Origin of the sequence: Marinobacter sp. P4B1 (assembly GCF_001447135.1) — a bacterium.
GTDB classification, from domain to species: Bacteria; Pseudomonadota; Gammaproteobacteria; order Pseudomonadales; family Oleiphilaceae; genus Marinobacter; species Marinobacter vinifirmus.
In genome coordinates this window covers 267,643-285,225 of the sequence record NZ_LLXM01000015.1, presented here as the reverse complement: position 1 = coordinate 285,225, position 17,583 = coordinate 267,643, and the positions used below count along the sequence as shown (strand labels likewise).

The 17,583-nt window shown below is 58.6% G+C and carries 16 protein-coding genes; 7 read left to right on the top strand and 9 right to left on the bottom strand.

Translation table 11 applies throughout. The annotated features are described in order from the left end of the window. Positions 1–8: 8 nt before the first annotated feature. The 5 genes from infB (at position 9) to pnp (ending at position 6,655) form a co-directional block, all read left to right on the top strand. Positions 9–2,543: a translation initiation factor IF-2 gene (gene infB, locus AQ621_RS12970; protein WP_022988294.1), complete on the top strand. Its 2,535-nt coding sequence runs from the start codon at positions 9–11 to the stop codon at positions 2,541–2,543. After that, complete coding sequence (rbfA, locus tag AQ621_RS12965) at positions 2,543–2,974, top strand: 30S ribosome-binding factor RbfA (RefSeq protein WP_022988293.1); 432 nt, start codon at positions 2,543–2,545, stop codon at positions 2,972–2,974. Before infB ends, rbfA begins: the two co-directional genes overlap by 1 nt. Next, entirely contained in the window at positions 2,971–3,894 is a 924-nt protein-coding gene (gene truB / locus AQ621_RS12960) for a tRNA pseudouridine(55) synthase TruB (RefSeq protein WP_058341796.1), read from the top strand. Before rbfA ends, truB begins: the two co-directional genes overlap by 4 nt. A gap of 78 nt (positions 3,895–3,972) precedes the next feature. Continuing rightward, a complete protein-coding gene (gene rpsO, locus AQ621_RS12955) occupies positions 3,973–4,242 on the top strand; it encodes a 30S ribosomal protein S15 (RefSeq protein WP_011786757.1) in 270 nt (89 codons plus the stop codon). A gap of 298 nt (positions 4,243–4,540) precedes the next feature. Next, positions 4,541–6,655 (top strand): polyribonucleotide nucleotidyltransferase, encoded by a 2,115-nt coding sequence (gene pnp, locus AQ621_RS12950; RefSeq protein ID WP_227508385.1) that lies wholly within the window; start codon positions 4,541–4,543, stop codon positions 6,653–6,655. 96 nt (positions 6,656–6,751) lie between these two features. On the opposite strand, the gene AQ621_RS12945 is transcribed toward pnp, so the two are convergent. The 3 genes from AQ621_RS12945 to AQ621_RS12935 form a co-directional block, all read right to left on the bottom strand. Further along, positions 6,752–7,627: an alpha/beta hydrolase gene (locus AQ621_RS12945; RefSeq protein ID WP_058341794.1), complete on the bottom strand. Its 876-nt coding sequence runs from the start codon at positions 7,625–7,627 to the stop codon at positions 6,752–6,754. Continuing rightward, positions 7,597–9,462, bottom strand: coding sequence for an Lnb N-terminal periplasmic domain-containing protein (locus AQ621_RS12940; protein ID WP_058341793.1), 1,866 nt, complete (start codon positions 9,460–9,462; stop codon positions 7,597–7,599). Before AQ621_RS12940 ends, AQ621_RS12945 begins: the two co-directional genes overlap by 31 nt. Before the next feature lie 83 nt (positions 9,463–9,545). Continuing rightward, complete coding sequence (locus AQ621_RS12935; RefSeq protein ID WP_058341792.1) at positions 9,546–10,010, bottom strand: DUF3015 domain-containing protein; 465 nt, start codon at positions 10,008–10,010, stop codon at positions 9,546–9,548. A 317-nt stretch (positions 10,011–10,327) separates the two neighbouring features. Between AQ621_RS12935 and AQ621_RS12930 the strand changes: the two genes are divergently transcribed. After that, complete coding sequence (locus AQ621_RS12930) at positions 10,328–10,762, top strand: hypothetical protein (protein WP_082641074.1); 435 nt, start codon at positions 10,328–10,330, stop codon at positions 10,760–10,762. 72 nt (positions 10,763–10,834) lie between these two features. Here AQ621_RS12930 and AQ621_RS12925 read toward each other — a convergent pair whose 3' ends face one another. The 6 genes from AQ621_RS12925 to AQ621_RS12900 form a co-directional block, all read right to left on the bottom strand. Beyond that, the gene (locus AQ621_RS12925; protein WP_058341791.1) at positions 10,835–11,536 is read right to left on the bottom strand and encodes an ABC transporter ATP-binding protein; all 702 of its coding nucleotides are present in this window, start codon (positions 11,534–11,536) and stop codon (positions 10,835–10,837) included. 9 nt (positions 11,537–11,545) lie between these two features. Beyond that, positions 11,546–12,301, bottom strand: a complete 756-nt coding sequence (livG, locus tag AQ621_RS12920; RefSeq protein WP_022988285.1) for a high-affinity branched-chain amino acid ABC transporter ATP-binding protein LivG — start codon at positions 12,299–12,301, stop codon at positions 11,546–11,548. Positions 12,302–12,306: 5 nt separating this feature from the next. Further along, entirely contained in the window at positions 12,307–13,578 is a 1,272-nt protein-coding gene (locus tag AQ621_RS12915) for a high-affinity branched-chain amino acid ABC transporter permease LivM (RefSeq protein WP_058341790.1), read from the bottom strand. Further along, complete coding sequence (livH, locus tag AQ621_RS12910) at positions 13,578–14,501, bottom strand: high-affinity branched-chain amino acid ABC transporter permease LivH (RefSeq protein ID WP_058341789.1); 924 nt, start codon at positions 14,499–14,501, stop codon at positions 13,578–13,580. Before livH ends, AQ621_RS12915 begins: the two co-directional genes overlap by 1 nt. A gap of 98 nt (positions 14,502–14,599) precedes the next feature. Continuing rightward, entirely contained in the window at positions 14,600–15,712 is a 1,113-nt protein-coding gene (locus AQ621_RS12905; RefSeq protein ID WP_058341788.1) for a branched-chain amino acid ABC transporter substrate-binding protein, read from the bottom strand. Between the two features lie 162 nt (positions 15,713–15,874). Beyond that, positions 15,875–16,786, bottom strand: a complete 912-nt coding sequence (locus tag AQ621_RS12900; RefSeq protein ID WP_022988281.1) for a tetratricopeptide repeat protein — start codon at positions 16,784–16,786, stop codon at positions 15,875–15,877. Between the two features lie 203 nt (positions 16,787–16,989). Between AQ621_RS12900 and AQ621_RS12895 the strand changes: the two genes are divergently transcribed. Beyond that, positions 16,990–17,484 carry a MarR family winged helix-turn-helix transcriptional regulator gene (locus AQ621_RS12895; protein WP_058341787.1) on the top strand — a complete coding sequence of 165 codons (495 nt, stop codon included), beginning with the start codon at positions 16,990–16,992 and terminating at the stop codon, positions 17,482–17,484. The last annotated feature ends 99 nt before the right edge of the window (positions 17,485–17,583 follow it).

Genomic DNA, 17,583 nt, shown 5'->3' with positions numbered 1-17,583 from the left:
GGACCAGTATGGCTGAAGTAACGGTAAAACAACTGGCCGCAGATGTAGGCGCTCCCGTGGATCGTTTGCTGAAGCAGATCGTTGAAGCGGGCCTGAAAGCCCGCAGTGAGAACGACGCTGTCACCAGTGATGAGAAGCAGCAGTTGCTGGCTTATCTGAGAAAGACCCACGGTGAAGCTCAGGCAGAGCCGAACAAGATTACCCTGAAGCGTAAAACCACAACCACGTTGAAGGCCGGCAAGGCAAAGACTGTGAACGTGGAAGTACGCAAGCGCCGCACCTATATCAAGCGTGCGGAATTGCAGCCCGAGCCGGAGGTGGCAGCACCGAAGCCGGAAGAAGTGGCAGAGCAGCCGGTAGCGGAACAGCAAGCGCCGGAACAGGCACCGCAGGTAACTGCAGAACAGGCACAGCCGGAGACATCCGCTGCTGCCCCGGCACCGGAGCAGGAACAAGCTGCTGCCGAGCCGAAGAAAGCCCAGGAGCCCGAGCCGGCACCGGAGGACATTCCCATGCCTCCGCCGGAAGATGAAGGACGGGATCGCAAGCCCAAGAAGAAAAAAGAAAAGGTACGCGAGCGCGGCGACGAAATCGAAGAAGGCAAGCCCAAGAAGAAGCAGGCTGGTCATCGCGGCCCTCGCAGCCGTCCGGTTGAAGAACCTCTTGTTATTTCCGAGGACGATGAAGAAAACCGTCCTCGCAAGCAGCTGCGGGCTAAAAAGAAACCGAAAGAAAAGCGTCATGCTTTCGAGAGGCCAACCAAGCCCATGGTAAGAGAAGTACAGATTCCGGAAACCATCACCGTAGGTGACCTCGCCCAGCGTATGGCTGTCAAAGCCGCTGATGTTATTAAAACCCTGATGGGTATGGGCGTAATGGCCACCATCAATCAGGCGCTGGACCAGGAAACTGCGGTTCTGGTAACCGAAGAGCTGGGCCACAAGCCCAGGGCTGTCAGCGAAGATGCCTTTGAAGAAGAAGTGCTGAGTGAAATCACCGGCGACGACTCAGGCAAAGAGAAAATCAAGCGGGCACCGGTTGTCAGCGTGATGGGTCACGTTGACCACGGTAAAACCTCGCTGCTGGATTACATCCGTCGCGCCAAGGTTGCTGCCGGCGAGTCCGGTGGTATTACCCAGCATATCGGTGCCTACCACGTAGAAACCGATCACGGCATGGTGTCTTTCCTGGATACCCCGGGCCACGCGGCGTTTACCGCCATGCGGGCTCGCGGTGCCCAGTGTACTGATATCGTTATCCTGGTGGTGGCGGCCGATGACGGCGTTATGCCGCAAACCAAGGAAGCCGTTCAGCACGCCCGCTCTGCAGGCGTACCCCTGGTGGTTGCCATCAACAAGATGGACAAGGAAGAAGCCGATCCAGACCGCATCAAGAACGAGCTGTCTGCACTGGACGTGATTCCGGAAGACTGGGGCGGCGACGTTCAGTTCGTGCCGGTTTCAGCGCATACCGGTATGGGTATCGACGACCTGCTGGAAGCGGTGCTGCTGCAGGCCGAGATCCTCGAGCTGGAAGCTTCTCCGGATGCGGCTGCGAAAGGTGTTGTGGTTGAATCCAGCCTGGAACGTGGCCGTGGTTCCGTAGCCACCGTTCTGGTTCAGAACGGTACCCTGCGCCAGGGCGACATGGTGGTGGCGGGTTCCTTCTTCGGTAAGGTTCGCGCCATGACCGACGAAGCCGGGCGCCAGGTAAAAGAAGCTGGCCCGTCCATCCCGGTCGAGATTCTGGGCCTGAACGGCACACCAGACGCCGGTGACGAGTTCTTCGCCGTAGCCGACGAGAAGAAGGCCAAGGAACTGGCTGAATTCCGTCAGACCCGCGAGCGTGAACAGCGTCTGCAGCGCCAGCAGGCGGCCAAGCTTGAAAACATGTTCGAGAACATGGGCAAAGACGAGGTCAAAACCCTCAACGTTGTGCTCAAGACCGACGTGCGTGGTTCCCTGGAAGCCATTACCAAGGCCCTGCAGGACCTGGGTAACGAAGAGGTTCAGGTGAAGATCGTGTCCTCTGGCGTGGGCGGCATTGCCGAGACCGACGTCAGCCTGGCCATGGCCACCAACGCCGTTATCTTCGGTTTCAACGTGCGTGCGGATACCGCATCCAAGCGCCTGGTTGAGCAGGAAGGCCTGGATCTGCGTTACTACAGCATCATCTATAACCTGATCGATGATGTGAAAGCGGCCCTGACCGGTATGCTCAAGCCGGAGTTCCGCGAAGATATCGTGGGCATCGCCGATGTGCGTGACGTGTTCCGTTCACCGAAGTTCGGCCAGGTGGCTGGCTGTATGGTGACCGAAGGTACCGTATACCGGAACAAGCCGATCCGCGTACTGCGTGACAACGTGGTGATCTTCGAAGGCGAGCTGGAATCCCTGCGTCGCTTCAAGGATGACGTGCCGGAAGTTCGCAACGGTATGGAATGTGGTATCGGTGTTAAAGGCTACGACGTGAAAGTGGGCGACCAGATCGAAGTATTCGATCGCGTCCGTGTTGAACGTCAGCTTGAATCCACGGGGGCCTGATGGCACGGGAATACAGTCGCGTAGAACGCATTGGCGACCAGATGCAGCGTGAGCTGGCCCAGCTCATCCAGCGCGAGGTGAAAGATCCTCGCGTTGGTATGGTCACGGTGAACGACGTAAAGGTCAGCCGTGACCTGGGCTACGCCGATATCTATGTTTCACTGCTGTCTACCGAAGAGCTCACCGAGGAATCGCCCGAGGTGAAGGAATCGCTGGCAGTGCTGAACAATGCCTCCGGCTTTTTGCGGGGCCAGGTAGGCCGTGCGATGAAACTGCGGGTGGTTCCCCACCTGCGCTTTCACTTCGATACCCTGCTGGGCCAGAGCCGTAAGATGGATCGGCTGATCCGCGAGGCGGTAGGCGACAAGCCGGCCGTACCCCGGGACGACAACGACGATCCCGTTTCCGACAACCCGGAGCGTGATGCTTGAGCCGTAGACGCAAAGGCCGTGATGTAAACGGCATTCTGGTGATCGACAAGCCTCAGGGCGTTACCTCCAACGGAATCCTGCAGCAGGTCAAGCGCCTGTATGGTGCGGCCAAGGCCGGCCATACCGGAGCGCTTGATCCGCTCGCCACCGGCGTATTGCCGCTGTGCTTCGGGGAGGCCACCAAGTTCTCCCAGATGATGCTGGACAGTGACAAGGCCTATATCACCACTGCGAAGCTGGGTATTCGTACCGAAACCGGCGACAGTGAGGGTGCGGTGGTGGAAGAAAAGCCGGTACCGGCGCTGACCGAAGCGCAGGTGGAGGCTGTTCTGGAAAACTTCCGGGGTGATATCCAGCAGGTTCCTTCCATGTATTCCGCCCTGAAGCACCAGGGCAAGCCCCTGTACGAATACGCCCGCGAAGGCATCGTGATTGACCGGCCGGCCCGGCCGGTCACCATCTACGAGCTGACGTTGCTGGCGGTGCGCGAACAGGAGCTCGACCTGGCGGTTACCTGCACCAAGGGTACGTATATTCGCTCACTGGTCGAAGATATCGGCGAAGCCCTGGGATGCGGTGCCCATGTGTCTGCCCTACGCAGAACCCTGGCCTCCGGTTACACCCTGGCAAATGCCCGTGATGTCAAAGACCTGGAAGCCATGCGTGAGCGGGGCGAGAGTCTGGATGGCCTGTTACTGCCGCCGGAAAGCGCCCTGACCATGTTCCCCGAGCACCGGTTGGCGGGGCCTGCGCTGGTATCGATCTTGAACGGACAACCGGTTAGAATACCCGGTCAGTCTCTGGAAGGCTTCGTGCGCATTTATGGCGACCGTTCCTTTGTGGGGCTGGCTGAAGCTATGCCGGAAGGCGACGACACCAATCTGGTGCCGCGCCGGCTGGTAAAAAACAACGGCAGGTAACCCCGCCGTTGTTTAGCCGGGCTGTAGAGATGCGCGGTTCGGCCGGATTTAACAGCATCGCAACCTATGAGGTGTAATATGGCACTTTCTGCCAGTGAGAAAGCTCAGATCGTTAAGGATTTTCAGCAAGGTGATGGCGATACCGGTTCCCCTGAGGTTCAGGTAGCTCTGCTGAGCGCCAACATCAACAAGCTGCAGGATCACTTCAAGGCCAACAAGCAGGATCACCATTCCCGCCGCGGCCTGATCCGGATGGTAAACCAGCGTCGTAAGCTGCTGGACTACCTGAAGCGTAAAAACGCCGACCGTTACCTGGAACTCATCCAGCGTCTGGGTCTGCGTCGCTAATCCGGGTTTCGACCTGAAGGTAAAGGCCGGGCTTGTCCCGGCCTTTACCGCGCTGTTCTCCCGTTATTTTTACTGCAGTTGATTTGTCAGTGAAACCGAAGGATTTTCTCTGTCTAATGGAAAGCCGATATTGATAGCAGGTTGTTGAAAGCCCGGGTGCTGTCGGGAAACCACAGTCCCAGCCGGGGTTTTACAACAGCCTGTTAGCTTTCAGACGGGTTGCCTTTCGGTTCACAGGTCAAGCTGCTGCAGTTGAAACCCGAGTTCATAACTGAAAAAGCAGGAGTTTATTGTGGATCTGCAACCACGTATTAAAACATTCGAAATGGGTGGCGAAACCTTCACCCTGGAAACTGGCCGCATCGCCCGCCAGGCCACTGGCGCAGTACTGGTCAGCTGTGGTGACATCTCTGTTCTGGGCACCGTTGTAGGCGCCAAAGAGCCCAAGCCGGGCCAGGGCTTCTTCCCCCTGACCGTGAACTACCAGGAAAAAACCTACGCCGCCGGTAAAATCCCGGGTGGCTTCTTCAAGCGTGAAGGTCGTCCGTCCGAGAAAGAGACCCTGACCTCCCGCCTGATCGACCGTCCGATCCGCCCGCTGTTCCCAAGCGGCTACATGAACGAAGTCCAGGTTGTGCTGACGGTTATGTCGTCCAGCAAGAACCAGGACCCGGACATCGCTGCCATGCTGGCTGCCTCTGCAGCCCTGGCCATCTCCGGTATCCCGTTCGACGGCCCGATTGGTGCTGCCCGTGTGGGTTACACCAACGAGAAAGGCTACTTCCTGAACCCGACCTTCGAAGAGCTGGGCAGCTCCCTGCTGGACATGGTTGTGGCCGGTACCGACGAAGCGGTACTGATGGTTGAGTCCGAGGCCAAGGGCCTGACTGAAGACCAGATGCTGGGCGCCGTACTGTTCGCCCACCAGGAAATGCAGACTGCCATCAACGCCATCAAGGAATTTGCTGCTGAAAACGGCAAGCCGCGCTGGGAATGGCAGCCTGAGGCAGAGAACACTGACCTGCTGAACGCGATCAAGGCCGAGTTCGGTGGTGCCATCGAAGAAGCCTACGCGATCCGCGACAAGATGGCCCGTTACGAGCGTCTGGGCGAGATCAAATCTGCCGCCGTTGAAAAGCTGGCCGGTGAAGAAGAAGGCCAGCCTTCCGAAGAGGAAGTGAAGAAGTACTTCGGCAAGGTCGAGAAGTCTGTGGTTCGTCTGCAGGTTATCGAAGGCAAGCCGCGTATCGATGGCCGTGACAACAAGACCGTTCGCCCGATCAAGGTCGAAGTTGGTGTACTGCCGTCCGTTCACGGTTCCGCCCTGTTTACCCGTGGCGAGACCCAGGCCATCGTAACTGCCACCCTGGGTACCACCCGTGACGTGCAGATCATCGATGCCCTCGAAGGTGAGCGCAAAGACCCGTTCCTGTTCCACTACAACTTCCCTCCGTACTCCGTAGGTGAAGCTGGCCGTATGGGGAGCCCGGGCCGTCGTGAAATCGGTCATGGTCGCCTGGCCAAGCGTGGTGTCGCCGCAGTTATGCCGACCATCGAAGAATTCCCGTATGCCATCCGTGCGGTATCCGAGATCACTGAATCCAACGGTTCCAGCTCCATGGCTTCCGTATGTGGTTCTTCCCTGGCGCTGATGGACGCGGGTGTGCCCCTGAAGGCGCCGGTTGCCGGTATCGCCATGGGTCTGGTCAAGGAAGGCGACAAGTTCGCGGTTCTGACAGACATCCTGGGTGACGAAGATCACCTGGGCGACATGGACTTCAAGGTTGCCGGTACCAAAGACGGCGTAACTGCCCTGCAGATGGATATCAAAATCCAGGGTATTACCGACGAAATCATGGAAATCGCCCTGGAGCAGGCCAACGCTGCGCGTCTGCACATCCTGGACGAGATGAACAAGGTAATCGCCGAGCCCCGCGCCGAACTGTCTGAGCGCGCTCCGAGCATCACCACCATCAAGATCCATCCGGACAAGATCCGTGATGTTATCGGTAAGGGTGGTGCTACCATCCGTGGTATCTGCGACGAGACCGGTGCGTCCATCGACCTGGATGACGACGGCAACGTGAAAATCTACGCCGCTGATGCCGCTGCCGCTCAGGCTGCTGTAAACCGGGTCAAGGAAATCACTGCCGAGATCGAAGTGGGCGCAATCTACAAGGGTCGCGTTGAGCGCATTGTAGACTTCGGTGCCTTCGTTAACATCCTGCCGGGTAAGGATGGTCTGGTACACATTTCCCAGATCTCCGAGCGCCGTATCGAGAACGTGACTGACGAGCTGAGCGAAGGTCAGGAAGTTCTGGTTAAGGTTCTGGATGTCGACAACCGTGGCCGCGTTAAGCTGTCCATGAAGGAAGTTAAGGAAGGCGAGCAGCCGACTGACTTCGCTGACTGATTTTTCAGTTAGTCAGTAACACGAAAACCCGCCTTCATGGCGGGTTTTCTGTTTAATAAGCTTTTATTCTTTCGTGTGATTTTGTGGCTTTCGTGGCTAAAAATTCCTTTCCATAAACTCCAGCACTGCTTCCCTGTATGCCGGAATCACAAACGTCGCCGCATGGGGAGTATCTGTTCGCAAAAATTCCTTGGGCTGCTCCGCCGCTTCATACAACCGCACACCATGTTCAAACGGAATAATGCCATCACGCACGCTGTGGATAATCATCACCGGCACCGGTGACACGCCGGCGATCCTGTCGGTGCCTTCGTAGTCATCCGGGATGGTCCAGCTCAGGGGGTACTGGAACGGCCAGGTGAGCCAGAACAGGCCGAGTTTTTCGCGGGCGATGTAGCGGAAGCCGGAGAAGGTGCCATCGAGGATGAGGCCATTGAGTTCGGGTTGTTCGTTGCGCTGCACCCATTCGCTGGCGAGGGTAAGGCCCAGGGCGCCGCCGAGGCTCTGGCCGAGGAGGTAAAGCGGGCGGTTTTGTGTGTCTTCCTGTTCGATCAGCCAGCGCAGGCCGGTTTCTACGTCGTGCAGGGCGCCTTCTATATCGGGTGCGCCGGTGGACTGGCCATAGCCGCGATAATCGAGGGTGAATACGTTGTAGCCCTGTTCTGGCAGCCATGCGGCGTTGAGGATATGGGCGCTGACGTTCTGGGCGTTGCCGTGCAGGTAGTAAACCGTGCCCTTGGCAGGCTCGTTGGTGAGGGCGGGGAGCCACCAGCCGTGGAGGGTTTCGCCGTCGGCGGTGTCGAGATAGACGTCCTCATAGTCCAGGTTGAGCCGGTCCGGGGTGATGTAGGTGGTGTTGTCCGGGTAGAAGAACACGCTGCTGCAGCCGGTTTGCAGCAGTGCGGTGATGGCCAGCAGGGCGACGATGGCCGCCCTGGGGTTCAGAAGTAGGCGTGTAGGCCGGCTTGCCATGTGCTCTGGTACCTGTCGAAGTGGTCTTCCCGGGTGAATTTGGCGAATACGCTGAACTCCCGGCCGATGTGCCAGTTGCCTTCGGCGTACAGCTGGTCTTGCCGGTGCTGGCTGCTGATGATCCAGGCCTTGGTTTTTGCGCCGGCCAGCAGGCTGAAGCGGTTGTTCTGGTGCAGCAGGCCGAGGTCTGCACCGGGGGCGAAATCGTGGCCGCGGCGCAGGTCGTCATCGATTTCCACATCGGCGGTGGCAATGGCGAACGCCTGGGTATTCTGGCCAAGGCCCCAGCTGCCACCGGCGCCCCCTTCCAGATAGGGCGTGAGCACGCGGTCATCACCGGTATCGGTGCGGCGGCCACCGAAGCCCACCTGCCACGAGATTGGCGAGAAGAACGGGTTTCTCGGGCTCAGGGAGCGTATTTCCACCCCGGTGATCTGCTCCACCTGCAGTTCGTTATTGTCGTGGTACAGGCGGGCGTCGAGGCGCAGGAATTGAAGCTGCGCACCGGTGCGGTAACCGGCGGGCGGGTCCAGCACATCGTGGTAAGCGGGCCGGAGGGTCAGCTGGGTGAATTCGCTGTGGGCCATTTGGCCGGAGCCCAGGCTCAGGCGGAAAGTGTCATGGCCCTGGTCGTCGCGGATTTCAGGTTCCGGTACCTTGGGCAACTCTTCCGCTCCATCAATCTTGCTGCGGGATACCAGCAGCTGGTGGGACAGCGGTGCCGCATGCTCCCGGGGCCAACCCTCGGCTTCGCTCTGGTAGCGCACGTAGTCGTAGGTCGCGTCCAGCAATTGGGCGCGGTCGTTCTTCTCCAGCTCCCGGACTTCCGGCCCGTTCACATCCACATAGCCGTTGGCGACCGCAGCGGCGATGGTCCGGTGTTCAGGAGGCAGGCTGTCGAGGCTGTGGGCAACGGAGGTGGCGGCGGAGGGGCGGTAATGAATGCTTTCCACCAGCCCGGCATCCCGTACCCAGCGTACGGTGTCAGACGGAATGGCGTGAGTGCTTACTTCATCCAGCAGGTCTGTGCCCGGGCGGGCGGCGTCAATCAGTGCCAGCAGGCGGTAGGCGCAGTTCTCATCGAAGAAATAGTAATCAAAGTTCTTGTCCTGAATCTCCCAGGTATGGGCCAGCAGCGTGTCGACCTCCGGCTGGGTCAGGTTCAGGGTGTATTCCCACAGGTCCCGGTGTTCGATGTCGTTGTACAGCCGGATCATTTCGTAATAGGGCTGGATAGCCGTGATGCCCGGATAGCCACCGAAGATTCCGCGATAGGCAAACAACAGTTCGCTGTCGTGTTCGGCGGCATCGGCTGCATAGGAAATGGTGTTGGCCAGTAGCAGATCGGTTTCTTCGTCGTCCTGGGGCGGGTCCAGCCGCAGGAAGGTGTGGCCGAACATGGAGGACGGGCTGTTCAGGTACGAGGCCGCAAACACCAGGGTGACTTTCTCGGTGTTCAGGGCCTCGGCCCATTCGTCGTAAGCCGGGCAGTCTACCGGGGTGTCCGGTAAATCCAGTTGTTCCCGCAACCAGGCATCCCGGGCCGGGAAACGGCAGCGGGCATGGTCATCACCACCGCCGGGCTGGCGGATGGCTTCCAGGGTTGCCTGTAGTTCTGCTTCCGGCGAGGTTTTGCCATTCTCGCTCAGGAAAAATGCAGGGTCGTCTGCCTGGCTGGTGAAACCGGAGCCCAGGGTATCCTGGTGGTAGTGGCCGAGCGTGAGCCATACCGGATGTTCGTGAAGGTTGTCGGGAATGGCGGCAAAGGTTGCCGGGGTTGCGAGTGAACATGCAAGCCAGAGTGCAGCCTGCCCAGTGCGCAAGGGGTAGCCCATGGGAATTGTTTACGTCCGGTTTGGATTGGTACAGCGATAGTGCGCCATCCATGGCGCGGGTTCAATCCTTCGGGTTTAGCCGATCAGGCGGCTACATACTTGCTCAGAGACTCGTCCTGTTCCATCAGGGAAACGATGGAATCTACCGCTTCACCGGAGGTGGTGTCAGAGTTCGGGAAAATGGCTGCAAAGTTGTCTTGCAGTACTTTGCGGAAGGTATCACGGTCGGCTTCTTCTACACCCAGCAGAACGGCCAGGGTGTCCAGGTTTTCGCCGGAACCACGGGACATGTCACGGGCAACCTTGTCGATGTTGCTGTCCATGTACATAGCCATGGATTGCACAGACTGGTTGGTGGAGCAGCCCAGAGTACCGGTGGTCATACCGAAAGTCTGGTTGCCGAAGGTTCCGTTGGTGGTGGCGGCCAGTACGTGTGGAGCAATACCGGATTGGCCTTTCCAGATCATGGCGCCAACACCACAGCCAGGCTGGGCGAATGCCATGGAAGATGCGCCAAGAAGAATTGCACCTGCGATCAGTTTTTTCATTATCCACTCCTTTATGTGGTTTTTTGCTTCGTCGCATACCCTGCAACCGGAATTTCCTGGGTTGGCTGCAAGACAACGGCCCCGGCCGGTGCCGGTTTGGTTGAAGACCGTTACTACGAGTATAGATCAAAACTGGCTTGGGTAAATAAATCAGTGTATTGGAAGAGGGAAGGGTTGGCGGGGAGGCGTGGCGAAGAGGTTTCTTATGCCTAAATGTGATGGTTTTCTCAAAATTTAACCGATCTTGTCATAAGCAGGCGCTTTCAGTATAGTGCGCGCGGCCATGACGGCCGAGTAACAACACATGGAGAAGTTTTGTGAAAAAAGCACTGATTGCATCTACCCTTCTGGTAGCCGGCGCAATGTCCGGTTGTTCCTCCCTGAATGTCAGCTCTAACCCGGTTCCCCTGCATGGCAGCGTGACCACCGATATCAAGGCCGATATCGAAGTGGGTGAGAAGATTACTGGCAAATCCTCCGCAACCAAGATCCTGTTCTTCACCATGAGTGACGACAGCGAATACGCCGATGGCATGACCTACGGCAACGGCGGCGGCAGCGGTCTGGGGCTGGGTGGCCTGGATCCGGTTTCTGCGGTGAAGTCTGCTGCTGCCTATAATGCCATCAAAACCTCTGGCGCCGATGTGATTGTAGCTCCACGCTACATCGTAAAGAAGAATGACTATCTTGTTTACGGCACCATCGACGTAACCGTTGAAGGTTATAAGGGCACGATCCGCAGCGTAGAGTAACGGATCTGGCCATGCCAGAAAAAAGCCGGAGCAGGGCAGGATCTCTCCGGCTTTTGTGTTTTTCAGGCAGCCTTAACCCCCCAGATACGCCTCCCGCACCTCCGGGTTCGCCAACAGGTTTTTGCCGGTATCGTGCAGGCGGATACGACCGGTTTCCAGGACATAACCCCGGTCTGCCAGGTTCAGTGCCTGATGGGCGTTCTGCTCCACCAGGAAGACTGTAATGCCTTCTTCGCGCAGGTGACCGATGATCTCGAAGATCTGCTGGATGATGATCGGCGCCAGACCCAGTGACGGCTCATCCAGGATGATCATTCTGGGTTTGCTCATCAACGCCCGGCCGATGGCCAGCATCTGCTGTTCACCGCCCGACATGGTGCCGGCCCTCTGGTGCTCCCGCTCTTTCAGGCGCGGGAACAGCTCGTAAACGTGATCCTGACTTTTGCGGATTTCGGCCTTGGTGTTGAAGAACCCCCCCATGTGCAGGTTCTCTTCCACCGTCAGCCCCGAGAACACCCGCCGGCCTTCCGGCACAATGGCAATGCCGGAACGCATGATGTTGGAAGTGGCTTCGTTGGTGATATCGCGGCCTTCCAGAATGACCCGGCCGGCGCTGGCTTGCGGGTTGCCGCAAACGGTCATCAGCAGGGTGGTCTTGCCGGCGCCGTTGGCACCGATCAGGGAGACAATTTCGCCTTTGTTCACCTCCACAGACACCCCGTGCAAGGCCTCGATCTTGCCGTAGTGGGTATGAACGTTTTCCAGTACTAGCATGGTGTTTCCTCAGGCCTCGCCCAGATAGGCTTTGATCACATCGTCGTTCTGGCGGACTTCTGCCGGGGTGCCGCTGGCCAGGGGGCGGCCCTGGTTGATCACGGTTATCCGGTCGGAAATGTCCATAACCAGGCTCATGTCGTGCTCGATCAGCAGTACCGACACGTTGTAGTCGGACTTCAGGCTGACAATCAGCTGGTTGAGGTCTTTGGTTTCGGCCGGGTTCAGGCCGGCGGCGGGTTCGTCCAGCATCAGCAGCTTGGGCTCGGTCACCATGCAGCGGGCAATTTCCAGCCGCCGCTGCTGGCCATAGGCCAGGTTGCCGGCTTCCCGGTTGGCCAGGTCCAGCAGGCCTACCCGGTCGAGCCAGTAGGTGGCCCTGTCCAGTGACTTCTGTTCCCGCTCCCGGTAGTTCGGGGTTTTAATCAGGCCTGCCAGCAGGTTGGTGTTCAGGTGCCGGTGCTGGGCCACCAGCAGGTTTTCCACCACCGTCATCTGGTTGAACAGCCGCACGTGCTGGAAGGTGCGCACCATGCCCAGGCGGGAGATCTTGTAGTCAGGTGTACCCTGAATCTCACGCCCTTCGAACAGGATCTTGCCGCCGGTCGGCTTGTAGAACCCGCTGATGCAGTTGAACACCGTGGTTTTACCGGCTCCGTTCGGGCCGATGATCGATACGATTTCCCGTTCCTGTACGTCCAGGCTTACCTGGTCGACTGCCAGCAGGCCGCCAAAGCGCATGGACAGATTGGATACTTCTAGCATGCCTGTCACTCCTGCCGTTTCAGTTCAATGTGAATCCGGCGCATGGGCATCAGCCCCTGCGGCCGCCATACCATCATCAGCACCATGGCCGCACCGAAGATCAGCATGCGGTAATCGGCAAACTCCCGGGCCAGCTCCGGCAGGATGGTGACCGCAATGGCGGCGAGGATAACGCCGATCTGCGAGCCCATGCCGCCCAGCACTACAATGGCCAGGATGATGGCGGATTCCAGGAACACGAACGACTCCGGGCTGATAAAGCCCTGCTTGGAGGCAAACACCGTACCGGCGAAGCCGGCAAAGAAAGCACCGATGGTGAAGGCGGAGAGCTTCACCGCCGTGCGGCTGAGGCCGAGCGAACGGGCAGCAATTTCATCTTCCCGCAGGGCTTCCCAGGCCCGGCCAACGGGCATGCGCATCAGCCGGCGGATCACCAGTGCGGTAATCACCGCCAGCACCAGGGCAATCAGGTACAGGAAGATCACCTTGTGCTCGCCGCTGTAGGCAATGCCAAAGGTTTCGTGGAAGGAGGTATTTCCTTCTTCCTTCACCCGCCGGCCGAATTCCATGCCGAACAGGGTGGGTTCGGGAATGCCGCCAATGCCGTTGGGGCCGCCGGTTACCGCCGTCCAGTTATTCAGCAGGATGCGGATAATTTCCCCGAAGCCGAGGGTCACGATGGCCAGGTAATCACCCCGTAACCGCAGCACCGGAAAACCCAGCACCAGTCCGAAGAGGGCCGCCAGGCAGGCACCAATGGGCAAGGCCGCCCAGAAGCTGAAGCCGAAATACTGCGACAGCAGCGCAAAGGTGTAGGCACCTACCGCGTAAAAAGCCACGTAGCCAAGGTCCAGCAGGCCAGCCAGGCCTACTACCACGTTCAGGCCCAGTGCGAGCATGACGTAGATCAGCACCAGCGTCGCGAGGTCCACCGAGCCGCGGGACACCAGGAACGGCCAGAACAGGGCAAATACCACAATGGCAGTGAGTACCCAGGATTCCAGCTTTGCCCGTTTGGCCTGGGGCATGGGCTCGCGCCCGCTCAGCGGGTTCAGTTTCGGCAGTTTGCCCAGGCTGCCCATAATGCTGTCGCGGAACAGCTGGAAGAAAAACACCACGAACGCGGCCAGTACCACCGAGATCACGGTAGACGTGGTGGCGCCTTCCAGGCCCACCTTTGTGCCTTGCGCCACCAGGTTCAAGCCCAGAATGGGGTAGGCAATAATCAGCGTTACGATTGCGCAGAACAGTGCATGTTTGAAGTTGGGAGTGGCCATTAGATCTTCTCAACCTCCGGTTTGCCAAGCAGTCCGGTGGGCTTGAACAGCAGGATCAGGATCAGCAGGCTGAACGACACCACATCTTTGTATTCACCACTGAGGTAGCCGGAGGTCATGCTCTCGGCCACGCCCAGAATCAGGCCGCCGAGCATGGCGCCCGGAATGCTGCCAATGCCGCCCAGTACCGCTGCGGTAAAGGCCTTCAGGCCTGCAATAAAGCCGAATAGCGGGTCAACCGAGCCGTAGTACATGCCTAGCAACAGGCCCGCCACCGCAGCCAGCGCCGCGCCAATCACAAAGGTGGCAGAGATGATGCGGTTGGTGTCGATACCCAGCAGGTTGGCCATGCCCAGGTCCTGCGACACGGCCCGGCAGGCGCGGCCGATACGGGACCGGGAGATAAACAGGCTGAGGATGGTCATGCACACCAGGGTGGTGATAAAGATGGTGATTTGCATGTAAGACAATGAAAGCTGGAAGCCCTCTGCCGAGCCGAAGCGGAAGCTGCCTTCCATCAGGGCCGGAAAACCGATGTTGCGTGAGCCCTGGGCCAGGTGCACATAGTTCTGCAGGAAGATGGACATGCCGATGGCGGAAATCAGGGGAATCAGCCGGTGCCGGCCACGAACCGGCCGGTAAGCAATCCGTTCTACCGCCCAGCCCATGGAGCTGGACACAATCACGGCGCACAGCAGTGCGACAATCAGGATCAGGGGAAGCCAGGCAATGCCGAGGGTAGCCAGGCCGGTAATGGCAATAAGCGCGGTGTAGGCGCCGATCATATAGATTTCGCCGTGGGCGAAGTTGATCATGCCGATGATGCCGTAAACCATCGTGTAGCCGATGGCGATCAGGGCGTAGGTGCTCCCGATCGTCAGCCCGTTAATGAGCTGCTGAAAGAAATACAGGAGGTCTTGCATGGGTGTGGAGCTCCGAGAAACAGCGCCCAGAAAGGCACCTTCCCCCGGATCACGGCGGGAAGGTGCCCTCGTTTATACTGCAATTAAACGAATCTGGCTTAGTTTGCCGGAGTCTTGCTGCCGTCGGCGTGCCACTCGTACACAACAAATTCGAAGGCTTTGAGATCGCCGGCCTTGTCGTACTGTACGGTGCCGATCGGAGTTTCAAAGGTGCCGGAACGCAGGGCGCTGGCTACCTCGAACGGGTCCTTGGAATCTGCCATCTCGATACCTTCGGCAATCAGCTGAACCGCGGTGTAGGACGGCAGAACGAACGGGCCGGAGGGGTCTTCACCTTTCTCGGCGAAGGCCGCCACCAGTTCCTGGTTTTCTTCTTTCTGGTCGAACGCCGGTGGCAGGGTTACCAGCAGGCCTTCCGCGGCATCGCCGGCAATGGTGTTGATGTCTTTGTTGCCCACACCTTCAGGCCCCATGAACTTGGCATCCACATCGGCCTGGCGTGCCTGGCGCAGGATCAGCCCCAGCTCCGGGTGGTAGCCGCCGTAATAAACGTAGTCCACGTCGGCCTGCTTGATCTTGGTAACCAGGGAAGAGAAGTCCTTGTCGCCGGCGGTGATGCCTTCAAACATGGCGATTTCAATGCCGGCGTCTTTCAGGGTGTCGCGCACGGCCGTGGCAATACCTTCACCGTATTGCTGCTTGTCGTGAACCACCGCCACGCGCTCGGGCTTCTGGGCGGCAATGTAGTTGCCGGCAACCGGGCCCTGCATGCTGTCCAGGCCAATGGTCCGGAACACCAGCTCGTAGCCGCGCTGGGTGATTTCCGGGCTGGTGGAGGCCGGGGTAATCATCAGGATGCCTTCGTCTTCGTAGATGTCAGACGCCGGCTGGGTAGAGCTTGAGCAAAGGTGACCCACCACATATTGAACGCCTTCGTTCACCAGTCGGTTGGCGACGGTTACGGCCTGCTTGGGGTCGCACACGTCGTCCACTTCAACGGCAACGAGTTCTTCACCCATCACACCGCCGGCGGCATTGATGCGTTCGATGGCCATGCGTGAACCGGAGAACTGCATGTCGCCATACTGGGCTACGGGGCCGGTCATGGGGCCTGCAATACCAATCTTGATTTCAGCAGCAGCCTGGCCGGCAGCCATCAAGGCAACGGAGGCGCTTACAGCGGTAACGAGTTTCTTTACGGAGATATTCATCGTGTTTGTCCTGTTTGTGTCAGGGTTATTCTTATGTTCTCAGAGACTTAAGAAACACCACCACCCGAGCCTTGTCAAGCATGGGAGCTGAGGCATTTGCTCCGGAACACAGCGTTGCTATTCGAAGTTGAAATAGCAAACGCCGTGCCGGTCTCCGGATGATTACGCGTCCGTGCTGTCGTCCTGGTCAATAAAGACCAGGTTCCTGAAACTCTCGTGATCCTGCAGCTGTTCAAAACTCGGGTCTACCGAGGCGTCATCCCGGTAGGCCTCGGAAATGTCGATGGCTTTTTCCAGCGTGGCCACCGCATCTTCCCAGCGGCCGATCTCGGCATAGGCGCAGGCCAGCTGGTAATGGGCGTGGCCGTTATCCGGAGCCAGTTTCAGCGCCCGCTGGCACAGGCTGATGGCCCACAATGGCTCGCGTATTTCCAGCACCGCGTCGGCCTTGTAGCTCAGGGCCTCTACGTCGTCTGGCCGCAGGTCCAGAATCTGGTCGTAGGCAGCGATCTTGTTCTGCTGGGAGGTTTCCTGGCTTGCCTTCAACCAGAGCGCGTGCACCTCGTTGGTGCGCTCAATCTCCGCCTGGTTCTGGTGGATGATCTCGGATTTCTGCTGCAGCTGTTCTTCAATAAACTTCAGCCGCTGTTCGTATTCCACCACCAGTTCGTTCACCCGCTTTTCGGCCAGGCTGGTGAGCTGGTGGCGCATATCGCGGATGGAGTTCCAGCCGATCACCACCAGGATGGAGGTGGCACCGGCAATCAGGTAGAAGAAGTAGGTAACGGTATCGGTGGCGTAAGACATGGACTTGTCGGCCACGGACAGTTCTTTCTCTACCACCTTTTCGATCAGCTCGGCCCGGGTGTCCTGCATTTCCTTGCGCAGGGCCTTGGACTCGTCCAGCAGGTACAGCTCCACAAAGGGAGTGTACATGGGCTTTTCGAGGGTTTTGATGCTTTCCTCAACGTCTTCTGCGGTGAGCTCTTTGTCCGGCCCCAGTTGCTGCTGTTGTGCCTGGAGTGTGGTGGCGAAGGCGAGTGCAAAGACGAACGCTAGAAAGTACCTGATCATCAACCGTTTCCGTTTTCTGGTGCATGTATTGGCTAGCAGGTGATGACCTTAGCATAGTGGCTGGCGGAAATAATGCCGCATGGGGCGTTGAATACAGCGGGCACAAAGAACGCAAGCTAGGTAATATCCGCCACTTGCATTCTGTGGTGCAAAGACCTCTAATAATTAGAGGTATAAATAACTGGTCCTGAGTGGAGTAGGGTGTGAATAATTACGAGCAGGTGTTGGTAGCACTTCGGCGGGTTATCCGGGCAACGGATCTGCATTCCAAGCGGTTGAGCAAGCACGCAGGCCTGACCGGGCCGCAGCTTCTGATTATGCGCACCATCCGGGACTTGGGTGAGGTGACCATCGGCACCATTGCCGAGAATGTGAGCCTGAGCCAGGCCACGGTGACCACCATTCTGGACCGCCTTGAGTTGCGCAAGCTGGTGTACCGGGTGCGCAGCACCCAGGACAAGCGCAAGGTGCACGCCCACCTGACCGAAGCCGGTAAGGAAATCCTGGCCCGCGCGCCGAACCCCCTGCAGGAAGATTTCATCCAGAAGTTCCAGAGCCTGGCGGAGTGGGAGCAGACCATGATCCTGGCCTCGCTGCAGCGCGTGGCCAATATGATGGACGCCGACGACATCGACGCCTCGCCGGTACTCACCGTAGGCTCCGTCCTCAAAGACGACGGCTGGAAAGAAAAAGCCTGAAAGCTAAGCCCCGCAGTCTGGTAAGGGGGCTGGCAAGGGGTCTGTCCCTACGTGGACAGACCCCCATGGCACAAGGCTTATTCGGGCTCCCCTCCATGG

Excerpts from the sequence above, each read along its gene's own strand:
- AQ621_RS12905 (WP_058341788.1), bottom strand. The coding sequence starts at position 15,712 with ATGAATATCTCCGTAAAGAAACTCGTTACCGCTGTAAGCGCCTCCGTT.
- AQ621_RS12915 (WP_058341790.1), bottom strand. The coding sequence starts at position 13,578 with ATGGCCACTCCCAACTTCAAACATGCACTGTTCTGCGCAATCGTAACG.
- AQ621_RS12945 (WP_058341794.1), bottom strand. The coding sequence starts at position 7,627 with ATGGCAAGCCGGCCTACACGCCTACTTCTGAACCCCAGGGCGGCCATC.
- AQ621_RS12900 (WP_022988281.1), bottom strand. The coding sequence starts at position 16,786 with ATGATCAGGTACTTTCTAGCGTTCGTCTTTGCACTCGCCTTCGCCACC.
- rbfA (WP_022988293.1), top strand. The coding sequence starts at position 2,543 with ATGGCACGGGAATACAGTCGCGTAGAACGCATTGGCGACCAGATGCAG.
- AQ621_RS12940 (WP_058341793.1), bottom strand. The coding sequence starts at position 9,462 with ATGGGCTACCCCTTGCGCACTGGGCAGGCTGCACTCTGGCTTGCATGT.
- livH (WP_058341789.1), bottom strand. The coding sequence starts at position 14,501 with ATGCAAGACCTCCTGTATTTCTTTCAGCAGCTCATTAACGGGCTGACG.
- infB (WP_022988294.1), top strand. The coding sequence starts at position 9 with ATGGCTGAAGTAACGGTAAAACAACTGGCCGCAGATGTAGGCGCTCCC.
- rpsO (WP_011786757.1), top strand. The coding sequence starts at position 3,973 with ATGGCACTTTCTGCCAGTGAGAAAGCTCAGATCGTTAAGGATTTTCAG.
- AQ621_RS12935 (WP_058341792.1), bottom strand. The coding sequence starts at position 10,010 with ATGAAAAAACTGATCGCAGGTGCAATTCTTCTTGGCGCATCTTCCATG.
- livG (WP_022988285.1), bottom strand. The coding sequence starts at position 12,301 with ATGCTAGAAGTATCCAATCTGTCCATGCGCTTTGGCGGCCTGCTGGCA.
- AQ621_RS12925 (WP_058341791.1), bottom strand. The coding sequence starts at position 11,536 with ATGCTAGTACTGGAAAACGTTCATACCCACTACGGCAAGATCGAGGCC.